This is a genomic window from Micromonospora sp. CPCC 206171 (genome assembly GCF_036906755.1).
Taxonomy (GTDB): domain Bacteria; phylum Actinomycetota; class Actinomycetes; order Mycobacteriales; family Micromonosporaceae; genus Micromonospora; species Micromonospora purpureochromogenes.
This window is the reverse complement of record NZ_JBAKHT010000002.1, coordinates 39,291-58,543: the sequence shown is the minus strand read 5'-3', so window position 1 is coordinate 58,543 and position 19,253 is coordinate 39,291. Positions and strand designations below refer to the sequence as shown.

Below are 19,253 nucleotides of genomic sequence, written 5' to 3'. Positions count from 1 at the left end.
TGGTGACAGGGGAGAGGTCGGTGGCCGTCAGCCGGACACCGTCGTCGTGGCGGGCTGACGCTCCGCGTCGGACGAGGACGGGGGAGCGGCGGGTGGTGCGTCTCGGCGGAACGTGCGGGTGATGCTGCCGATGACGGAGAACCGCCCCTGGCTCTTGTTGTAGACGTCGATCGCGACGGCCAGGAGCAGGACCAGGCCCTTGATGATCTGGACCTTGTCGGTGCCGACGCCCATCAGTTGCAGGCCGTTGTTGAGCACGGCCATGACCAGACCACCGACGATCGAACCGCTGATGGTCCCGATACCGCCGGAGACCGCCGCACCGCCGATGAAGACCGCGGCGATGGCGTCCAGTTCCCAGCCGTTGCCGTCCTGCGGACCGGAGGCCGCCGAACGGGCCACGAAGATCATGCCGGCCAGGGCGGCCAGGACGGACATGTTCATCATGACGAGGAAGTTGACCCGCTTGAGCTTCACACCGGAGAGCTCAGCGGCCCGCGAGTTGCCACCGACCGCGTAGATGTGCCGGCCGCCGGCGGTGTTGCGGGTGTAGAAGGAGTACGCCAGCACCAGCGCCACCAGGATGATGCCGGAGACCGGGAAGCTGGTGCCGACGCGACCGCTGGCGAAGCGCAGCGAGGCGAAGACGATCACACCGACCATGACGGCCAGCCGGAGGACCGAGATCCACATCGGTGCCGGGTCGGCGTCCATCTCCCGACGGGTCTTGCGGGACTGCAGCTCCCGCCACACCACGGCCACACACGCGGCCAGGCCGAGCAGCAGGGTCAGGTTGTTGTAGCCGGTGTTCGGGCCGACCTCGGGCAGGAAGCCGGAGCCGATCGTCCGGAACTCCTCCGGCACCGGGATGGTGTTCGCGTTGCCGATGTACTGGTTGCCGCCCCGGAAGAGCAGCATGCCGGCCAGGGTGACGATGAACGCCGGCACCCCGATGTAGGCCACCCAGAAGCCCTGCCAGGCGCCGATGATCGCGCCAATGGCCAGGCCGAACAGGATGGCGACCGGCCAGGGCAGGTCCCACTCCGCCATCGACTTGGCGACCAGGATGCCGGCGAAGGCCGCGACCGAGCCGACCGAGAGGTCGATGTGCCCGGCGACGATCACCATCAGCATGCCGATGGCCAGGATGAGGATGTACGAGTTCTGCTGGAACAGCGCGATCAGGTTGTCCGACCGCAGGGTCAGCCCGTCCGTCCAGATCTGGAACAGAAGGACGATCGCCACCAGGGTGAAGATCATCCCGAACTGCCGGGCGTTGGAGGTGGTGCCTCCGAAGAGGTTCTTCTGCAGGTCCTTGATTCGGCTCATCGTGTCTGCATCTTCTTCGTAGAGGTCATCTGCTTCATGAGGGTCTCCGGGTCCGCATCCTCGCGGGCGATCTCGCCGGTGATGGTTCCTTCGAACACGGTGTAGATGCGGTCGCAGAGCCCGATCAGCTCAGGCAGTTCCGAGGAGATGACGATGACGCCCTTCCCCTGGTCGGCGAGCCGCTGGATGATGCCGTAGATCTCGTACTTGGCGCCCACGTCGATGCCGCGGGTCGGCTCGTCCAGGATCAGCAGGTCGGGGTCGGTGAACATCCACTTCGCCAGGACGACCTTCTGCTGGTTGCCGCCGGAGAGCTTGGAGACGCTCTCGTCGACCGAGGGGGTCTTGGTCCGCAGCTCCCGGCGGTACGACTCGGCCGCCTTGTACTCCGCGACCTGGTCGAGGACGCCGTGCCGGGAGATCTTGGACAGCTTGGCGGCCACCGTCGACGCCTTGATGTCGTCGAGCAGGTTGAGGCCGATCGCCTTGCGGTCCTCGCTGACGTACGCGAGCCCGTGGTGGATCGCGTCCGCCACCGACTTCAGCACGATCTCCTTGCCGTCCTTGATGATCGTGCCCGACTCGTACACCCCGTAGGAGCGGCCGAAGACGCTCATCGCCAGCTCGGTGCGGCCCGCGCCCATCAGGCCGGCGAAGCCGACGATCTCGCCGCGCCGCACCACGAAGCTCTCGTTCTTGCAGACCTGGCGCTCGGCGGAGATCGGGTGCCGGACGTTCCAGTCGCGGACCTCGAAGAAGACCTCGCCGATCTTGGGCGTGTGGTCCGGGAAGCGGCTGCTCAGCTCGCGGCCGACCATGCCCCGCACGATCCGGTCCTCGTCGACCGCGCCTTCCTGGACGTCCAGGGTCTCCACCGTCCTGCCGTCGCGCAGGATGGTGATCTGGTCGGCGATCGCCTCGATCTCGTTCAGCTTGTGCGAGATCATGATCGAGGTGATGCCCCGCGCGCGGAAGCCGCGCAGCAGGTCCAGCAGGTGGCGCGAGTCCGCCTCGTTGAGCGCGGCGGTGGGCTCGTCCAGGATCAGCAGCTTGACGTCCTTGGCGAACGCCTTGGCGATCTCCACCAGCTGCTGCTTGCCGACGCCGATGTCCTTGATCAGGGTGTCCGGGTCCTCCTGGAGACCGACCCGGGCCATCAGGTCGAGCGCCATCCGGTTCGCGGCCTTCCAGTCGATCGCACCCCGCTTGCGCGGCTCGTTGCCGAGGAAGATGTTCTCGGTGATCGACATGTGCGGGATGAGCGCGAGCTCCTGGTGGATGATCACGACGCCGGCGGCCTCGCTCGCCCGAATGTCGGAGAAGCGGGTCTCGGCTCCCTGGTAGACGATGTCGCCGTCGTACGTGCCGTACGGGTAGACGCCGCTGAGCACCTTCATCAGCGTCGACTTGCCCGCGCCGTTCTCGCCGCAGATGGCGTGGATCTCACCGGCGCGCACCACGAGGTTGACGTCGGAAAGAGCTTTGACTCCCGGGAACTCCTTGGTGATGGAGCGCATCTCCAGGAGGATGGGCGCGTCACTCATGACTTGCTGCACCTCGCCAACATCATGGATGCCTCTCGCTGGGTTAGGCCTCACGAGGTTTTGTTGCGTACCACAACTTATTCACGCGCGACGGCGATCCGCAAGTTTCCGTTGGCCGGCCGTTGTAACAATCCGGCAATATGGCGCCCGGTCCCTGCCCCGGCTGGCGGCGCTGTCTGGTTCCTCGGCCGCCGGGTGACACGGTAGACATCGGCGGCTGTGGCGCCGGTCTCCGGCCCGGGTCGGTCCACCCCGGCTCCCGGCCGGATGAGGTGATGCTGCTGGCGGTGTGATGATCCTGGACGTGTCCTGCCGTGCCAGCGCGTCGCGGCCGGGCAGCGTCAACGACCTGCTGGCCGAGCCGGTGTTGTACGCCGGGACGGGACGGGCAGGGCGACCTCACCCCTCGCGCGCCGGGCGCGACACGGCCGACGCCGCGTATTTCGCCGTCCGGCGCGTGCCAGACGTGGTACTCGATCTTGCGGGCGGGTGCCGATCCGGAAACGAAAAATTCCCCGGCTTACCCGCCGGGGAATCCTTGTTTCGTCTTGTCGCGGAGCCCGCTTCTGCGATGTTGTGTGCCCCCGGCAGGATTCGAACCTGCGCCCCCGCCTCCGGAGGGCGGTGCTCTATCCCCTGAGCTACGGGGGCTCAGCGACCCGAGAAGAGTACCAAACCCCGTCCCGAACACCGAATCGACACCCGGCGCACCCCTCCGCGTCCCTCGAATCCCGCGTTGATCATGAAGTTGTTGTCCCGACACGCCGTGCCCGCCGACAACAACTTCATGATCAACGCGGGAAGGGGTGGGGTCAGGCGGCGGCGAGGGCGCGGCCGCAGCTGGGGAGGGGGTGCAGGACGATGCGGCGGGGGAGGCGTCGGGGCCACTCGTTCTTGGGCCACGAGCCGTCCACGATCAGGTGCACGGTGCGCTCCTCGGCGCCGCTGAGCCGCAGCACGAAGTCGCGGGGGAGCGGAGCGTCCACGCCGGGCGTGGTCACCATGAACCGGACCCGGCCCCGGGACGACACCGCGGAGATCACGTCCGCGGCCGGCATGGTGCCGCGCAGGCGTACCCGGCCGATCCAGTAGACCTCCGCGGAGTGCTCCTGGGCGGCCCGGGTGATCGCCGGGTACTCGCTGCGTACCCAGCGCTCGACCGCGCCGACGCAGAGCCCGCAGGCCCGCTCCCGCGGCTCCCGCGGACCCAAACCCCAGGCCCGCAGGTACGCCCCGACGGTGCCGGCGTCCATCGCCAGGTCGAACTGGCGCTGGATCAGCGTGGTCAGGCTCTGTCGCGTCCACAGCTCCTCGTCCAGCCCGAACTCGTCGGGGTGGACGCCTCGCAGGGCGTCGATCAGTTCGAGTTCCTGTTCGCGGCTGAGCGTTCCGGGCTCGCCCTGCCGGTGTCCGCGACGGACGGCTGCCACCGCTCCGTCACCGCCGATGGTGTGGCGCCGGCACCAGCTGGTGACGGAACGCCGCGCGTCTCTCAGTGCAACCCCCACGTCCTGCGCAACGAGCCCGAATCGCAACTGGTCACGATATGTGGGGAGAAAAGTCTCCAACGACCGCAATCGGTCGGAGCGACCAAAGGCCGCGAAAGCCATCTAAACGGACAGGGGCGCGGGCCGGAACGGACGGAGGCCCGTGTCCGCCGCAGCGGTACACGGGCCTCCGTCGAGCCGGTTGCCGGGATCAGCCGCCCAGGCGCCTGAGGGCGTTCTGGAGGTTGACCAGGTCCGTCTGCTGGGTGTTCTTCATGGTCTGCGCGACGGTGAGGACGTCGTCGTCCCCGCCGTGGTCGAGGATGCCCTGGATCATGTGGATCCCACCCAGGTGATGCTTGATCATCATGCGCAGGAAGAGCACGTCGAGGTCGTGCCCCTGCGCCGCGCGCAGCTGCGCCATCTCCTGCGGCGTCGCCATGCCCGGCATCAGCCCGTCCCGGAGGCTGTCCCGGCCGTCCGGCATCCAGGCCATCGCCGGCTCGGAGCCGGTCGGGTCCAGCCCCCACGACCGCAGCCAGGTCTGCATGGTGCCGATCTCGCCCTGCTGGCCGGTGGCGATGTCGCCGCCGACCTGGCGTACCTCCGGGTCGCTGCCCTTCTGGAAGGCGATCAGCCCCATCTCCACCGCCTGGGCGTGATGGCTGGTCATGTCCCGGGCGAAGCCCGCCTCGGCCGAGCTGTCACCCGGTCGGGTGAGGCTCGGCGTCAGCAGGCCGCCGGCGTACCCCAGGAGGAGACCGACCACGACGGCGACGGTCAGCGCGAGGACGCCGTAGCGGCGCGCGGACCGCCGGCCACCGCCGTCGGTGGCCGGGGCCTCGTCGGGCGCGCTGTCCGTCGTCACGGGAGCGGTCATCGCCGTCCTTACTGCTGGGTGGGCTGCGGGTCGCGCGGGGTGGTGCCGGTGGCCGTGATGCCCTGGCCGCAGTTGGCGTTCGGGCCCTCGACCGAGGCGTTCACCCGCAGGGTCTTGATGAAGTCGTCGATCCGGCCGTCATCGGCGTTGTCGACCTTGAGCTGGTAGCCCCAGGCCTGCAGCGAGATCGGCTTGTCCAGCCCGTCGAACGGGCTGAGCATCAGCTTCTCCTTGCCCTGGACCTTGGTCTTGAGCTTCGTCACCTGGTCGGCCGGCAGGTCGGGGCGGTACGTGATCCAGACCGCGCCGTGCTCCATGCTGTGCACCGCGTGCTCGCTGGCGATCGGGGCGTCGTAGACGTCACCCATGCAGTTCTGCCAGGCCGCGTTGTGCGGGCCGGCGACCGGCGGGTTGACGTCGTACTTGATCACGCCCTGCTGGTGCTGGCCGCCCTGGACGAGCTTGGCGTCCTTCTTGCGGAAGTCGACGATGCCGTCGATGTCGGCGGCCCGCTTCTCCCACGGCTTGGAGCCCTGGAAGGCCGCGTACGCGCCGTACCCGATGATCGCCGCGGCGAGCACGCCGACGGCCACGAAGAGCGCGATCGGGCCCCAGGACCGGCCCTGGCTCACCTTGACCGGCGCGATCGGCTTGCGGGGGCCCTTGCCACCCGAGGTCTGGCGGGGGGAGCCCGCCGACTTGCCGGCCCCGGGCTTGGCGCCGGACGCGGGCCGGCCAGCCGCCGGCTTCTTGCCGGTGCTGACCACGGTCGGACGGCGCTCCGGGCCGCCCGGGGTGCTGATGCTCATGGTGCCTCGTCAGGTCGGTCGGTCAGGGGATTGGCGGGCAGGGTGACGCGCAGGGTCGCCGCCGAGTGACCGAGTCTACCCCCGATAACATGGTTCAGTGACTCCCGCAGAACTCGCCGAGGTCGTCCTCTCCGCAGCCCACGCCGTCTTCACCGAGCGCGGCCTGGACCCTGCCGCGCTCCCGGAGCGGACGGCGGTGGAGCGACCGCGCAATCCGGAGCACGGCGACTACGCCTCGACGCTGGCGCTGCAGCTCAGCAAGAAGGTGGGGGTTCCCCCGCGGGAGCTGGCCGCCGCGCTGGCCGACCAGCTCGGCCGGGCCCCGGGGGTCAAGTCGGTGGAGATCGCCGGCCCCGGCTTCCTCAACATCCGGCTCGACGCCGCCGCCGCGGGCCAGCTCGCCCGGTCGATCGTCGAGGCCGGCGCGGAGTACGGCCGCAGCGACGCCCTCGCCGGCCAGAAGATCAACCTCGAGTTCGTGTCGGCCAACCCCACCGGCCCGGTGCACATCGGCGGCGTCCGCTGGGCGGCCGTCGGCGACGCGCTGAGCCGGCTGCTCCGCGCCACCGGCGCCGACGTCGGCACCGAGTACTACTTCAACGACGCCGGCTCCCAGATCGACCGGTTCGCCCGGTCGCTGCTCTCCGCCGCGAAGGGCGAGCCGGCCCCCGAGGACGGGTACGGCGGCGCGTACATCGCCGAGATCGCCGAGCAGGTCCGCGCCGTCCGGCCGGACGTGCTGGAGCTGGACGACGCCGCCGCCCAGGAGGTCTTCCGGGTCGAGGGCGTCGCGCTGATGTTCGCCGAGATCAAGTCCTCGCTGCGCGCCTTCGGGGTGGAGTTCGACACCTACTTCAACGAGAAGGACCTGCACGACCGGGGCGAGCTGGACCTCGCCCTGGAACGGCTGCGCGAGCAGGGCCACCTCTTCGAGGCCGAGGGCGCGACCTGGCTGCGCACCACCGACTTCGGCGACGACAAGGACCGGGTGCTGCGCAAGTCCAACGGCGAGTGGACGTACTTCGCCGCCGACTGCGCCTACTACCTGGACAAGCGCGAGCGCGGCTTCGAGCGGGTCGTGATCATGCTGGGCGCCGACCACCACGGCTACATCGGCCGGATGAAGGCGATGGCGGCCTGCTTCGGCGACGACCCGGACCGCAACCTGGAGATCCTCATCGGCCAGCTGGTCAACCTGGTCCGCGAGGGCGCCCCGGTGCGGATGAGCAAGCGGGCCGGCACCGTGGTCACCCTGGAGGACCTGGTCGACGCGATCGGCGTGGACGCCTCCCGGTACGCGCTGGCCCGCTACTCCAGCGACTCCCCGATCGACATCGACGTCGAGCTGTGGACGCGGGCCACCCGCGACAACCCGGTCTACTACGTGCAGTACGTCGCCGCCCGCACGGCCAGCGTCGGGCGCAACGCCGCCGAGGTCGGGCTGACCCGCGGCGACGCCGCCGGCTTCCGGGCCGAGCTGCTCGGGCACGAGAAGGAGAACGAGCTGCTCAAGGCGCTCGCCGAGTTCCCCGCCGTGGTGGCCACCGCCGCCGAGCTGCGGGGGCCGCACCGGGTGGCCCGCTATCTGGAGGAGCTGGCCGGGGCGTACCACCGGTTCTACGACAACTGCCGGATCCTGCCGCGCGGCGACGAGGAGGTCACCGACCTGCACCGGGCCCGGCTCTGGCTCAACGACGCGACCCGGGTGGTCATCGCCAACGGCCTGCGCCTGCTCGGCGTCACCGCTCCGGAGAGGATGTGAGCATCGATGCGCGCGCATGAGGCCGGTGCCCTGCACGGCGACATCGGCAGCCGGGGGCCGGCGTGGCTGCGTAGCCCGGCCGACGTCAACGCCCTGGTGCCGCAGCTGTGGCCGCGCAACGTGACGCGCGGCGACGACGGCGCGCTCGCCGTCGCCGGCCTGGGCGTCCGCGACATCGCGGCCGAGTACGGCACCCCGCTGTACGTCCTCGACGAGGACGACCTGCGCTCGCGCTGCCGCGACTTCCGCGCCGCCTTCCCGGATGTGGACATCTACTACGCGGGCAAGGCGTTCCTCTGCCGCGCCGTGGTCCGCATGATCGCCGAAGAGGGCCTGCACCTCGACGTCTGCACCGGCGGTGAGCTGGCCACCGCGCTGTCGGCGGGGATGCCGCCGGAGAAGATCGGCTTCCACGGAAACAACAAGTCCGTGGCCGAGCTGACCCGGGCGCTGGACGCCGGGGTGGGCCGGATCATCCTCGACTCGTTCACCGAGATCGACCGGCTCACCGCGCTGGCCCGCGAGCGCGGCGTACGCCCCGGCGTGCTGATCCGGGTGACCGTCGGCGTCGAGGCGCACACCCACGAGTTCATCGCCACCGCGCACGAGGACCAGAAGTTCGGCTTCTCGCTCGCCGGCGGGGCGGCCGCGGCGGCCGCCTTCAAGGTGCTCGACGAGGGCGTGCTCGACCTGCGCGGCCTGCACTCGCACATCGGGTCGCAGATCTTCGACGCCAGCGGCTTCGAGGTCTCCGCCCGCCGGGTGCTCGCCCTGCAGGCGCAGATCCGCGACGCCCGCGGCGTGGAGCTGCCCGAGCTGGACCTCGGCGGCGGCTTCGGCATCGCGTACACCACCCAGGACGACCCGGCCTCGCCGCAGGAGCTGGCCAAGCGGCTCCGCAAGATCGTGGACGGCGAGTGCGCGGCGGAGCGGCTGGCCGTGCCGCACCTGTCGATCGAGCCCGGTCGGGCGATCGTCGGCCCGGCCGTCTTCACCCTGTACGAGGTCGGCACGGTCAAGGACGTCGACGGGATCCGCACCTACGTCAGCGTCGACGGCGGGATGAGCGACAACATCCGCACCGCGCTCTACGACGCCTCGTACTCGGCCACCATGGCGAACCGGGCGTCGGTGGCCGAGCCGATGCTCGCCCGCGTGGTGGGAAAGCACTGTGAGTCCGGGGACATCGTGGTGAAGGATGAATTCCTGCCCGCCGACGTGCAGCCCGGAGATCTTGTCGCGGTGCCCGGCACGGGCGCGTACTGCCGCAGCATGGCCAGCAACTACAACCACGTGCCCCGCCCCCCGGTGGTCGCGGTGCGGGACGGCCGGGCCCGGCTGATCGTCCGGCGGGAAACCGAAGAGGACCTGCTCGCTTTGGATGTGGGATGACGTCACCTGTGCGTTTGGCGCTGCTCGGCTGCGGGACCGTGGGCAGCGAGGTGGTCCGGTTGCTGCACGAGCAGTCGGCCGACCTCGCCGCCCGGATCGGCGCCCCGCTGGAGATCGCCGGCATCGCCGTACGCCGGGTCGGGCGCGACCGCGGTGACCTGCCGGTCGACCCGGCGCTGTTCACCACCGACCCGCTCGGGCTGATCAAGCGCGACGACGTGGACGTGGTGGTCGAGGTGGTCGGCGGCATCGAGCCGGCGCGCGGCTGGCTGGTCGAGGCGCTGCGGGCCGGCAAGAGCGTGGTCACCGCCAACAAGGCGCTGCTCGCCGAGGACGGGGCGGCCCTGCACGACGCGGCCGCCGAGGGTGGCGCCGACCTCTACTACGAGGCCTCGGTGGCCGGGGCGATCCCGCTGTTGCGCCCGCTGCGCGACTCGCTGCACGGAGACCGGATCAACCGGGTCACCGGCATCGTCAACGGCACCACCAACTTCATCCTCTCCGCGATGGACGCCACCGGCGCCGGCTTCGCCGAGGCGCTGGAGGAGGCCACCGAGCTCGGGTACGCCGAGGCGGACCCGACCGCCGACGTGGAGGGCTTCGACGCCGCCGCCAAGGCCGCCATCCTCGCCTCGCTGGCGTTCCACACCCGGGTCACCGCCGCCGACGTGCACCGCGAGGGGATCACCGAGGTGACCGCCGCGGACGTGGCCAGCGCCCGGGCGATGGGCTGCACGATCAAGCTGCTCTGCATCGCGGCCCGGGGCGCCGACGCCGAAGGCCGGGAGACGGTCAGCGTCCGGGTGCACCCGGCGATGATCCCGCTGACCCATCCGCTGGCCAGCGTCGGCGACGCGTTCAACGCGGTCTTCGTCGAGGCCGAGGCGGCCGGGCAGCTGATGTTCTACGGCCGGGGCGCCGGTGGCGCGCCGACCGCCAGCGCCGTCCTCGGCGACGTGGTGGCGGTGGCCCGCAACCGGCTCGCCGGGGCGCGGGCGGCCAGCGAGTCCGCGTACGCCGACCTGGCGGTGCGGCCGATGGGGGAGGCGCTGACCCGCTACCACATCAGCCTCGACGTGGCCGACCGTCCGGGTGTGCTGGAGGCGGTGGCCGGGGTGTTCGCCCGGCACGAGGTCTCCATCGCCACCGTCCGGCAGGGCCCGGCGGGCGGCGGGCCGGCCGGTCGGGGCTCCGACGCCGAGCTGGTCATCGTCACCCACGTCGCGCCGGACGCGGCGCTCGCCGCGACCGTACGGGAGCTGCGCGGGCTGGACATCGTCGGATCGGTGACCAGCGTGCTGCGGGTGGAGGGCGGGCAGTAGGGCGTCCCGTCTGGTGGGTGGCGGCGGGTGCGCCGGTCGTCGCCCCGGTCGGCTGGTCCAGGCTTGAGACACCCCCGACTGGGACGGGGCGAGGCGAGGAGAGCGACATGTGGCGCGGTCTGATCGAGACGTACCGGGACCGGCTGCCGGTCACCGACGCCACCCCCGTCGTCACCCTGCACGAGGGGAACACCCCGCTGCTGCCCGCGCCGGTGCTCTCCGCCCGGCTCGGCTGTGACGTGCACCTGAAGGTCGAGGGCGCCAACCCGACCGGCTCGTTCAAGGACCGCGGCATGACCGTCGCGGTGTCCAAGGCGGTCGAGGCGGGCGACAAGGCGATCATCTGCGCCTCCACCGGCAACACCAGCGCCTCCGCCGCGGCGTACGCGGCCCGGGCCGGGATCACCTGCGCGGTGCTGGTGCCGCAGGGCAAGATCGCGCTGGGCAAGCTCGCCCAGGCGCTGGTGCACGGGGCGAAGCTGCTCCAGGTCCAGGGCAACTTCGACGACTGCCTGTCGCTGGCCGCGAAGCTCGCCCAGGACTTCCCGGTGGCGCTGGTCAACTCGGTCAACCCGGATCGGCTGCACGGCCAGAAGACCGCCGCCTTCGAGATCGTCGAGGCGCTCGGCGACGCCCCCGACATCCACTGCCTGCCGGTCGGCAACGCCGGCAACATCTCCGCGTACTGGATGGGCTACGGCGAGGACCTGGCCGCCGGCAACGCCACCCGCACCCCGAAGATGTACGGCTTCCAGGCCGCCGGCGCCGCGCCGATCGTGACCGGCCAGGTGGTGCACGAGCCGTCCACGATCGCGACCGCCATCCGGATCGGCAACCCGGCGAGCTGGACGAAGGCGATCGACGCCCGGGACGCCTCGCAGGGCCTGATCGCGGCGGTCACCGACCGGGAGATCCTGTCGGCGTACCGGCTGCTCGCCCGGGAGGTGGGCGTCTTCGTCGAGCTGGGCAGCGCGGCCAGCGTGGCCGGCCTGCTCCAGCAGGCCGCGGCGGGCCGGATCCCGCCCGGCTCCACCGTCGTCTGCACCGTCACCGGCCACGGCCTCAAGGACCCCGAGTGGGCCATCTCCACCGCCCCCGCGCCGCTCACCATTGCCAACGACGCCCTGGCCGCCGCCCGCTCCCTCGACCTCGCCTGACCTCCCCGGCCCCGCCGGGATCGAGCGTTGATCATGAGGTTGGCGGCATGGAACGCGCTTTCCTCCCACGTAACTTCATGATCAACGAGCGGGCTGCCGGTGGGTGGGGGCGCACGTGGGGCGGTGGGGGTGGGGGAAAGTGAATCGGGCACACTTTGGTCACCCCGTCGACCTCCTGCAGGAGTGAGTCCGCCGATGTCGCTGCTCGCCAGATCCAGCCTCGCCAACCGGGGACTGGTCGCCCTGATCGCGGTGGTGACCGCGGCGTTCGGGGCGTTCGCCGTCCCCTCGCTCAAGCAGCAGCTGCTGCCGTCGCTGGAGTTCCCCGGCGCGTTCGTCGTCGCGGTCTACCCCGGCGCCGGGCCGGAGATCGTCGAGTCCCAGGTCACCGAGCCGATCGAGAACAGCCTCCAGGGCCTGCCCGGGCTGGAGAAGGTCACCTCCACCTCGCGGGAGGGTTCGGCGACCGTCTCGGTGCAGTTCGAGTTCGGCACCGACGTCGACGACGCGGCCAACAAGATGCAGACCGCGCTGGGCCGGATCGACGCGCAGCTCCCCGCGGAGGTGGACCCGCAGGTCCTCACCGGGAGCACCGACGACCTGCCCGCGGTGGTGCTCGCCGCCAGCGGGGGCGGCGACGAGAGGGCGCTGGCGGAGAAGCTGCGCAGCACCGTCGTACCCGAACTGGAGGGGATCGACGGCGTCCGTACCGTCGAGGTGACCGGCACCCGCGACCAGGTTGTGACGATCACGCCGGACCCGGCGAAGTTCGCCGCCGCGAAGCTGGCCCCGACCGCCATTGCGACGGCGCTGAAGACCAACGGGATCTCCGTGCCGGCCGGCGCGGTCACCGACGGCACCCGGGCGCTCCCGGTGCAGGTCGGCGCCCCGATCACCACGCTGGACGAGCTGCGCGGCATCGTGCTCACCCCGAGCGTGCCCAAGGCGCCGCCGGTCCGCCTCGGTGACGTGGCCGCGGTGCAGCAGCAGCTCGCCCCGGCCACCGCGATCACCCGCACCAACGGCATCGAGAGCCTCGGCGTCCAGGTGATCGCCGCCCCGGACGGCAACGCCGTGCGCATCTCGCACGAGATCCGGGACCGGCTCGACGCCCTGCGCTCCGCCTCCGGCGCCGAGCTGACCGTCGTCTTCGACCAGGCGCCGTTCGTCGAGAAGTCCATCGAGAGCCTGACCACCGAGGGCCTGCTCGGCCTGCTGATGGCCGTGGTGGTGATCCTGGTCTTCCTGCTGTCGGTGCGTTCCACCCTGGTCACCGCGGTCTCCATCCCGTTGTCGGTGGTGGTGGCGCTGCTCGCGCTCTGGGTCGGCGACTACTCGCTCAACCTGCTCACCCTCGGCGCGCTCACCATCGCCGTGGGCCGGGTGGTCGACGACTCGATCGTGGTGCTGGAGAACATCAAGCGCCACCTGGAGTACGGCGAACCCAAGCGGGACGCGATCGTCGCCGCGGTCCGCGAGGTGGCCGGCGCGGTGACCGCGTCGACCCTCACCACGGTCGCGGTGTTCGCCCCGATCGCGCTGGTGGGCGGCTTCGTCGGGCAGCTCTTCGCCCCGTTCGCGATCACCGTGACGGTGGCCCTGCTCGCCTCGCTGCTGGTCTCGCTGACCGTGATCCCGGTGCTGGCCTACTGGTTCCTCACGCCGCGCCGGGCCGGGGCGGACGACGCCGAGGTGCGCCGGGCCGCCGAGGAGAAGGAGCTGCGCAGCCCGTTGCAGCGGACGTACCTGCCGACGATCGGGTTCGCCACCCGCACCCGCAAGACCCGCTGGATCACCGTCGCGGTGGGGCTGCTGGTGCTGCTCGGCACGTTCGGCCTCGCCCAGAAGCTGGAGACCAACTTCCTGGACGACTCCGGCCAGGACACCCTGAACATCACCCAGGAGCTGCCGGCGGGCGCCGGCCTGGCCGCCACCGACCAGGCGGCCCGCCGGGTCGAGGAGGTGCTCGGCCGGACCGACGGCGTCGAGACGTACCAGGTCACCGCGGGCGGCAGCGACCAGCCGTGGCTGGGCGGCGGGGGCAACAACACCGCCCGCTGGTCGGTGGCGCTGAACGGCGACACCGACGCCAAGGAGATGAAGGAGATCCTGCGGGAGAAGTTCGACGCCCTCGGCGCCGAGGGCGGCGAACTCACCTTCGGTCAGGGCCAGGGTGACCAGCTGGAGCTGGTCGTCCAGGCCGCCGACCAGGAGACGCTGGCCAGGGCCGCCGAGGAGGCTCGCGCGGCGATGGCCGGCACGCCCGACGTCGCGGACGTCTCGACCAGCCTGGCGACACGGGTGCCCCGGGTCGACGTCACCGTCGACCGGCTCGCCGCGGCCCGGGTCGGGCTGAGCGAGGCGGCGGTCGGGCAGCTGGTGTCGCAGGCGTACCGGGGTTCCCCGCTGGGGCGGGTGACCCTGGACGGCGGCCAGCAGGACGTGGTGCTGCGGGCCTCGGCCACCCCGCCGACGACCGTGGAGCAGCTGCGCGCCCTGCCGGTCGGCCCGGTCAAGCTGGACGACATCGCGGACGTCACCCAGGGCGAGGGACCGCAGCAGGTCACCCGCATCGACGGTGAGCGCAGCGTGTCCGTCACCGGCACCGCCACCGGTTCCAACCTGGGGGCGATCACGAAGGAGCTGCGGAAGCGGGTCGCCGAGATCGACGTGCCCGGCGCGACGGTGGCCGTCGGTGGGGCGAGCGCCGAGCAGGAGGACGCCTTCGGCGACCTGGGCCTGGCGGTGCTGGCCGCGATCGCGATCGTCTTCCTGATCATGGTGGCGACCTTCCGCAGCATCACCCAGGCGCTGATCCTGCTGATCTCGATCCCGTTCGCCGCGACCGGCGCGATCGGCCTGCTGCTGGTCACCGGCACCCCGCTGGGCGTGCCGGCGCTGATCGGCGTGCTCATGCTGGTCGGCATCGTGGTGACCAACGCGATCGTGCTGCTGGACCTGGTCAACCAGTACCGGGCGCAGGGGATGGGCGTGACCGAGGCTGTGGTCGAGGGCGGCCGGCGGCGGCTGCGTCCGATCCTGATGACCGCGGTCGCCACCATCTTCGCGCTGCTGCCGATGGCCCTCGGGCTGACCGGTGAGGGCGGTTTCATCTCCCAGCCGCTGGCCGTGGTGGTGATCGGCGGTCTGCTCACCTCGACGCTGCTGACCCTGGTGCTGGTGCCGACGCTCTACACCATGGTGGAGCGCACCAAGGAGTCGCTGCGGGCCCGCCGGGCCCGGCGCTCCGGTGACCCGGCCCCGGTCGAGCCGGCCGCGCCGGCCGGGGACGAGGCCGACGCGCCGGTCCCGGTGGGGGTCGCCGCCACCGGTACGCCGGCCGCCGGGTCGCCGGCCCGGCCGGCGCCCTCGGCCGCGCTGCTGGACGGCACGGACCAGTTCGAAGTGCTGCGGCTGCCGAAGAGCCGGCGCTCGCCGCTGCCGCCGACCGAGGAGTAGTCCGACCCACCCGCAGCGCCCCCGGCCCCGTACCACCGGCCGGGGGCGCTGCGCTGTCGACCCTCCGACAGCCCAGCGTGACCTTCGCCCTGTGCCGGCGTTGCGGCCGCCCCCTACCGTCGGTTGTCGATCATCCACTTCGGACGACACGGGCGGGGGCGGGGCATGCCGGGCGGGGACGGTGCGCGGTGGGGACGACGGACGGTGCTTCGCGGCGGCGCGCTGCTGGCCGGTGGCACCGCGGTCGGCGCCGTCGGGATGTCCGAGACCACGTACCTCGCCGACCGGCGGCTCCCGCTCGCCGGCGGGCCGGCCAGCGCCACCGTGGGAAACCGCCGGCAGCAGGTCGGCGGCGGCGCGCTGGAGGTGGTCTGGCATGTCCCGACCGAGAGCCGGACGGTGGCACTCACCTTCGACGACGGCCCGCTGCCACAGTGGACGCCGACGGTGCTGGACACCCTCGACGAGCACGACGTGCCGGCCACCTTCTTCCTGGTCGGCCAGCGGGTCCGCCGGCACGCCGGCCTGATCCGGGACCGGCTGGGCCGGCACGAGGTGGGCAACCACAGCTGGCGGCACCGGGACCTGGCCCGGATGGACGCCGCCGAGGTCCACGACGACCTGCGGCGCTCGCACGACGCCATCACCGACGTCACCGGCCGCCCGCCCCGGGTGGCCCGCCCCCCGTACGGGCACCTCGGCGGCGCGGTCCTGCACGCCGCCGTACGCCTCGACTACCGCCTGGTGCTCTGGTCGCTCCAGATGGTCGAGAGCGAGTTCCCGAACGACCCGGCGGGGCACGCCCGGCGCATCGTGGCCGACGTCGTGCCGGGCGCCATCCTGCTCGCCCACGACGTGGGGGCCGAGCGCCGCCAGGTGGCGCTGCGCGGCCTGCCCGCGATGATCGACGGGCTGCGGGACCGCGGCTACACCTTCGTCACCGTCTCCCAGCTGTTGCGACGCGCCACTGCGGTGTGAGCGGCCGGGTAAGGTTCGGGCACGTGTCGCCCACCTTCTCGGTCCTCACCCGCAACCGGAACTTCCGCAACCTCTTCCTGGCCGAGCTGGTGGTCTTCGGCGCCGACTGGTTCGTCATGGTGCCGCTGTTGGTGCTCCTGCCGAAGCTGACCGGCAGCGGCGTCTGGGGCGCGCTGGTGCTCGCCCTGGACACCGGGGTGGTCGCGCTGCTGCTGCCGTACACGGGAACCATCGCCGACCGGTTCGACCGTAAGAAGATCATGATGGTGGCGAACGCCGCCGCCCTGCTCGGGGTGCTGCTCCTGCTCGGCGTGCGCACCGCCGGCACCGCGTGGCTGGCCATGCTGGCGATCGCCGCGGTGGCGGTGGCCAAGGCGTTCTACTCGCCCGCCGCGCAGGCCGCCCTGCCCAACGTGCTCGACCCGGACGAGCTGGCCGCCGGCAACGCGGTCGCCGGCTCCGCCTGGGGCACGATGACCGTGGTCGGCGCCTCGCTCGGCGGCGTGCTGAGCGCGGCGGCCGGGCCGTACGCCTGCTTCTGGGTGGCGGCCGTCGGCCTGGCGCTGGCCGCGGGCCTCGCCGCGCTGATCCGCCGGCCGCTGCAGGCCCCCCGGGACGCCGACCTGCCGACGCCGCGCACCTGGGCGGCGATCCGCGAGGCCCTGGGCTACATCGGGCACCGGCCGCGGGTGCTGGCGCTGGTCACGGTCAAGTCGGCGGTCGGGCTGGGCAACGGCGTGCTGACCGTCTTCCCGCTGCTCGCCGGCGTGTACGGCGTCGGGCCGGTCGGCGCCGGCCTGCTCTTCGCGTTCCGGGGAGCGGGGGCGCTGGTCGGGCCGATCCTGATGCGCCGGGTGCTCACCAACCGGGCCTGGCTGCTGCCCGGCCTGGCCGCGTCGATGTCCCTGTACGGCCTGGCCTACCTGGGCACCTCGGTGGTCGGCTGGTTCCCGCTGGTGCTGGTCCTGGTCTTCGTCGCCCACTTCGGTGGCGGCAGCAACTGGGTGCTGTCGAACTTCGCCCTCCAGGGCGAGGTGCCGGACCGGCTGCGCGGCCGCGTCTTCGCCACCGACATGATGCTGGCGACGCTGGCCATCTCGGTCAGCCAGCTGGTGGTGGCCTCGGTGGTGGATGTGGTCGACGAGCGGGTGGTGCTCGCCGGCTGCGGCCTGGTGACGCTGGTCTACGCGGTGGGCTGGCGGATCGCCACCCGTCGCCTCTCGCTGTCCGACCCGGCCACCGAGGCGGCGCCCGCGCCGGCTCCCTGACCGCCGGCCCGCCCTCCCGATGCCCCGTGGCGGCCGGCGTCACCCGGCGGATCAGGTGCGGTCGGGCGGGGGCGCGGGGAGGTCGGTCACGCCCCACTGGGTGGCGGCGGGGGCCGGCGACAGCGGGCCGGGGTCCGGGTGGTCCGCGTCGTCCCCGGCCGGCGGCGTCCAGCCCGCCCAGTCCACGGCGGGCGCGGCGATCGGCCGGCCGGCGAACACCGCGGCGACGAGCAGGCCGAGCCCGACCGGATATCCGATCGCCCACAGCACACCGACGGCGAGGCTGAACAGCCGTAACCGGCGGTACCCGCCGCCACCGGCCCAGCCGACATCGAGCAGGTGCGGCAGGACAAGGTTCAAGGTCAGACTGAGCAGGCTGACCGCCAGCAGCACCGCAATGCCCGAGATCATCAGCGCCCGGGCCCGGCGGGGCAGCCGGCCGCGGCGCGCCACGGCCAGCACCAGGCCGGTCACCAGCACGGCCAGAGTGGGCAACTCCCCGGCGAAAATCGACAAACTGAAGAGTTCCATGCCGCCTCCGTCTGACCGTGGGTCGGGTCAGGCTAGCCGAAATGATCAGTTCCCACGCTCCGGGCGGAACCCCGCCACGTCGGTCCCGGGCCCTAGCATGAGCCGGTGCCGTTGACTTTCGCCGCCGGGCCGGTCCGCGTCCGGGTCCCCGCCACCAGCGCCAACCTGGGCCCGGGCTTCGACGCGCTGGGCCTCGCCCTCGGGCTGCACGACGACGTGGCGGCCGAGGTGACCTCGGGCGGCGTACGGGTGTCGGTGACCGGCGAGGGCGCCGGTGAGCTGCCGGAGGACGACCGGCACCTGGTGGCCCGCGCCATGCGTGCCACCTTCGACCTGCTCGGCGGCCAGCCGCCGGGGCTGGCGCTGGAGTGCGTCAACCGGATCCCGCAGGCCCGTGGCCTGGGCTCCTCCTCGGCGGCGATCGTGGCCGGGGTGCTGCTGGCCCGCGCGCTGGTCACCGACGGGCCGGAACGGCTCGACGACGACGGGGTGCTCCGGCTGGCCGCCGAGATCGAGGGCCATCCGGACAATGTGGCCCCCTGCCTGCTGGGCGGGTTCACCGTGGCCTGGACGGAGCCCGGCGGCGCGCGGGCGGTGTCGCTGCCCGTCGCCGCGGGGGTCCGGCCCACCGTCTTCGTCCCGGCCGAGCGCGGGCTGACCGCGACCGCCCGGGCGGCGCTGCCGGTGACCGTCCCGCACGCCGACGCCGCGCAGAACGCCGGCCGGGCGGCGCTGCTGGTGCACGCCCTGACGGCCGAGCCGGCGTTGCTGCTGCCGGCGACCGTCGACCGGCTGCACCAGGACTATCGGGCGCCCGGGATGCCGGGGACGGCGGCCCTGGTCAGCGCGTTGCGTGCGGCGGATGTGGCGGCTGTGGTCAGTGGGGCGGGGCCGACCGTGCTGGCGTTGGGCGAGCTGCCGGGCGGCTTTCAGGCGGGAACAGACTGGCAGGTCTGGCGGTTGTCGGTAGAGGTGCGCGGCGCAACGGTCGCGCGGGGTAGACTGGGACACGCCGAGCGGGACCCTGTTGCCGCAGGTCGGAAGAGTTGATTACGCTCTAGACTTAGCACAGCCGCGAAGCATGCGATCTCCCTGCGGGTCGGCGCACCCCCGAAGCTCTCGGCGGTAAGCCCGTCACCCCTGCCAAGGCCCACGCCGCACCGCAGTTTCCACAGGTCGCCGCAGACGGCGAGACCTGCTCACCGATGTTGGTGAGTCGGGAAACCGACCAGCTGCTGTGCCACAGACTCCCGCGACGTGTCCATGCGAGGCGGGTGCACCGAGGCCGCCCGGCCACCTGAGCTTGTCGACTCCGGGCAGTCCCGGCCTATCGAG

14 protein-coding genes and 1 tRNA gene are annotated in these 19,253 nt (G+C 72.1%); 8 read left to right on the top strand and 7 right to left on the bottom strand.

Going from position 1 to position 19,253, the window contains the following annotated elements:
* Positions 1-27: 27 nt before the first annotated feature.
* The 6 genes from mmsB to V6U89_RS02950 form a co-directional block, all read right to left on the bottom strand.
* On the bottom strand, positions 28-1,329 hold the full coding sequence (gene mmsB / locus V6U89_RS02975; RefSeq protein ID WP_334569035.1) for a multiple monosaccharide ABC transporter permease: 1,302 nt from the start codon (positions 1,327-1,329) through the stop codon (positions 28-30).
* Positions 1,326-2,873, bottom strand: coding sequence for a multiple monosaccharide ABC transporter ATP-binding protein (mmsA, locus tag V6U89_RS02970; protein WP_334569033.1), 1,548 nt, complete (start codon positions 2,871-2,873; stop codon positions 1,326-1,328). Before mmsA ends, mmsB begins: the two co-directional genes overlap by 4 nt.
* Positions 2,874-3,452: 579 nt before the next feature.
* Positions 3,453-3,524: transfer RNA gene (locus V6U89_RS02965), tRNA-Arg, on the bottom strand.
* Between the two features lie 161 nt (positions 3,525-3,685).
* Positions 3,686-4,381: a winged helix-turn-helix domain-containing protein gene (locus V6U89_RS02960; protein WP_334569402.1), complete on the bottom strand. Its 696-nt coding sequence runs from the start codon at positions 4,379-4,381 to the stop codon at positions 3,686-3,688.
* Between the two features lie 190 nt (positions 4,382-4,571).
* Positions 4,572-5,240 carry a DUF305 domain-containing protein gene (locus tag V6U89_RS02955; protein ID WP_334569032.1) on the bottom strand — a complete coding sequence of 223 codons (669 nt, stop codon included), beginning with the start codon at positions 5,238-5,240 and terminating at the stop codon, positions 4,572-4,574.
* An 8-nt stretch (positions 5,241-5,248) separates the two neighbouring features.
* Positions 5,249-6,049, bottom strand: a complete 801-nt coding sequence (locus tag V6U89_RS02950; RefSeq protein WP_334569031.1) for a DUF3105 domain-containing protein — start codon at positions 6,047-6,049, stop codon at positions 5,249-5,251.
* Between the two features lie 97 nt (positions 6,050-6,146).
* Here V6U89_RS02950 and argS point away from each other — a divergent pair, with 97 nt between their 5' ends.
* The 7 genes from argS to V6U89_RS02915 all read left to right on the top strand — a co-directional run bounded on the left by argS (position 6,147) and on the right by V6U89_RS02915 (position 17,387).
* A complete protein-coding gene (gene argS / locus V6U89_RS02945; RefSeq protein ID WP_334569030.1) occupies positions 6,147-7,811 on the top strand; it encodes an arginine--tRNA ligase in 1,665 nt (554 codons plus the stop codon).
* Positions 7,812-7,817: 6 nt separating this feature from the next.
* A complete protein-coding gene (gene lysA / locus V6U89_RS02940) occupies positions 7,818-9,203 on the top strand; it encodes a diaminopimelate decarboxylase (protein WP_334569029.1) in 1,386 nt (461 codons plus the stop codon).
* Between the two features lie 8 nt (positions 9,204-9,211).
* Positions 9,212-10,525, top strand: coding sequence for a homoserine dehydrogenase (locus tag V6U89_RS02935; protein WP_334569401.1), 1,314 nt, complete (start codon positions 9,212-9,214; stop codon positions 10,523-10,525).
* A 107-nt stretch (positions 10,526-10,632) separates the two neighbouring features.
* On the top strand, positions 10,633-11,682 hold the full coding sequence (gene thrC, locus V6U89_RS02930) for a threonine synthase (protein WP_334569028.1): 1,050 nt from the start codon (positions 10,633-10,635) through the stop codon (positions 11,680-11,682).
* 195 nt (positions 11,683-11,877) lie between these two features.
* Entirely contained in the window at positions 11,878-15,141 is a 3,264-nt protein-coding gene (locus V6U89_RS02925; protein ID WP_334569027.1) for an efflux RND transporter permease subunit, read from the top strand.
* Between the two features lie 204 nt (positions 15,142-15,345).
* Entirely contained in the window at positions 15,346-16,119 is a 774-nt protein-coding gene (locus tag V6U89_RS02920) for a polysaccharide deacetylase family protein (protein WP_334569026.1), read from the top strand.
* 23 nt (positions 16,120-16,142) lie between these two features.
* A complete protein-coding gene (locus tag V6U89_RS02915; RefSeq protein WP_334569025.1) occupies positions 16,143-17,387 on the top strand; it encodes an MFS transporter in 1,245 nt (414 codons plus the stop codon).
* Positions 17,388-17,438: 51 nt separating this feature from the next.
* Here the strand turns inward: V6U89_RS02915 and V6U89_RS02910 are convergent, their stop codons facing one another.
* The gene (locus V6U89_RS02910; RefSeq protein WP_334569024.1) at positions 17,439-17,918 is read right to left on the bottom strand and encodes a hypothetical protein; all 480 of its coding nucleotides are present in this window, start codon (positions 17,916-17,918) and stop codon (positions 17,439-17,441) included.
* 105 nt (positions 17,919-18,023) lie between these two features.
* Between V6U89_RS02910 and thrB the strand changes: the two genes are divergently transcribed.
* Positions 18,024-18,968 carry a homoserine kinase gene (gene thrB / locus V6U89_RS02905; protein ID WP_334569023.1) on the top strand — a complete coding sequence of 315 codons (945 nt, stop codon included), beginning with the start codon at positions 18,024-18,026 and terminating at the stop codon, positions 18,966-18,968.
* The last annotated feature ends 285 nt before the right edge of the window (positions 18,969-19,253 follow it).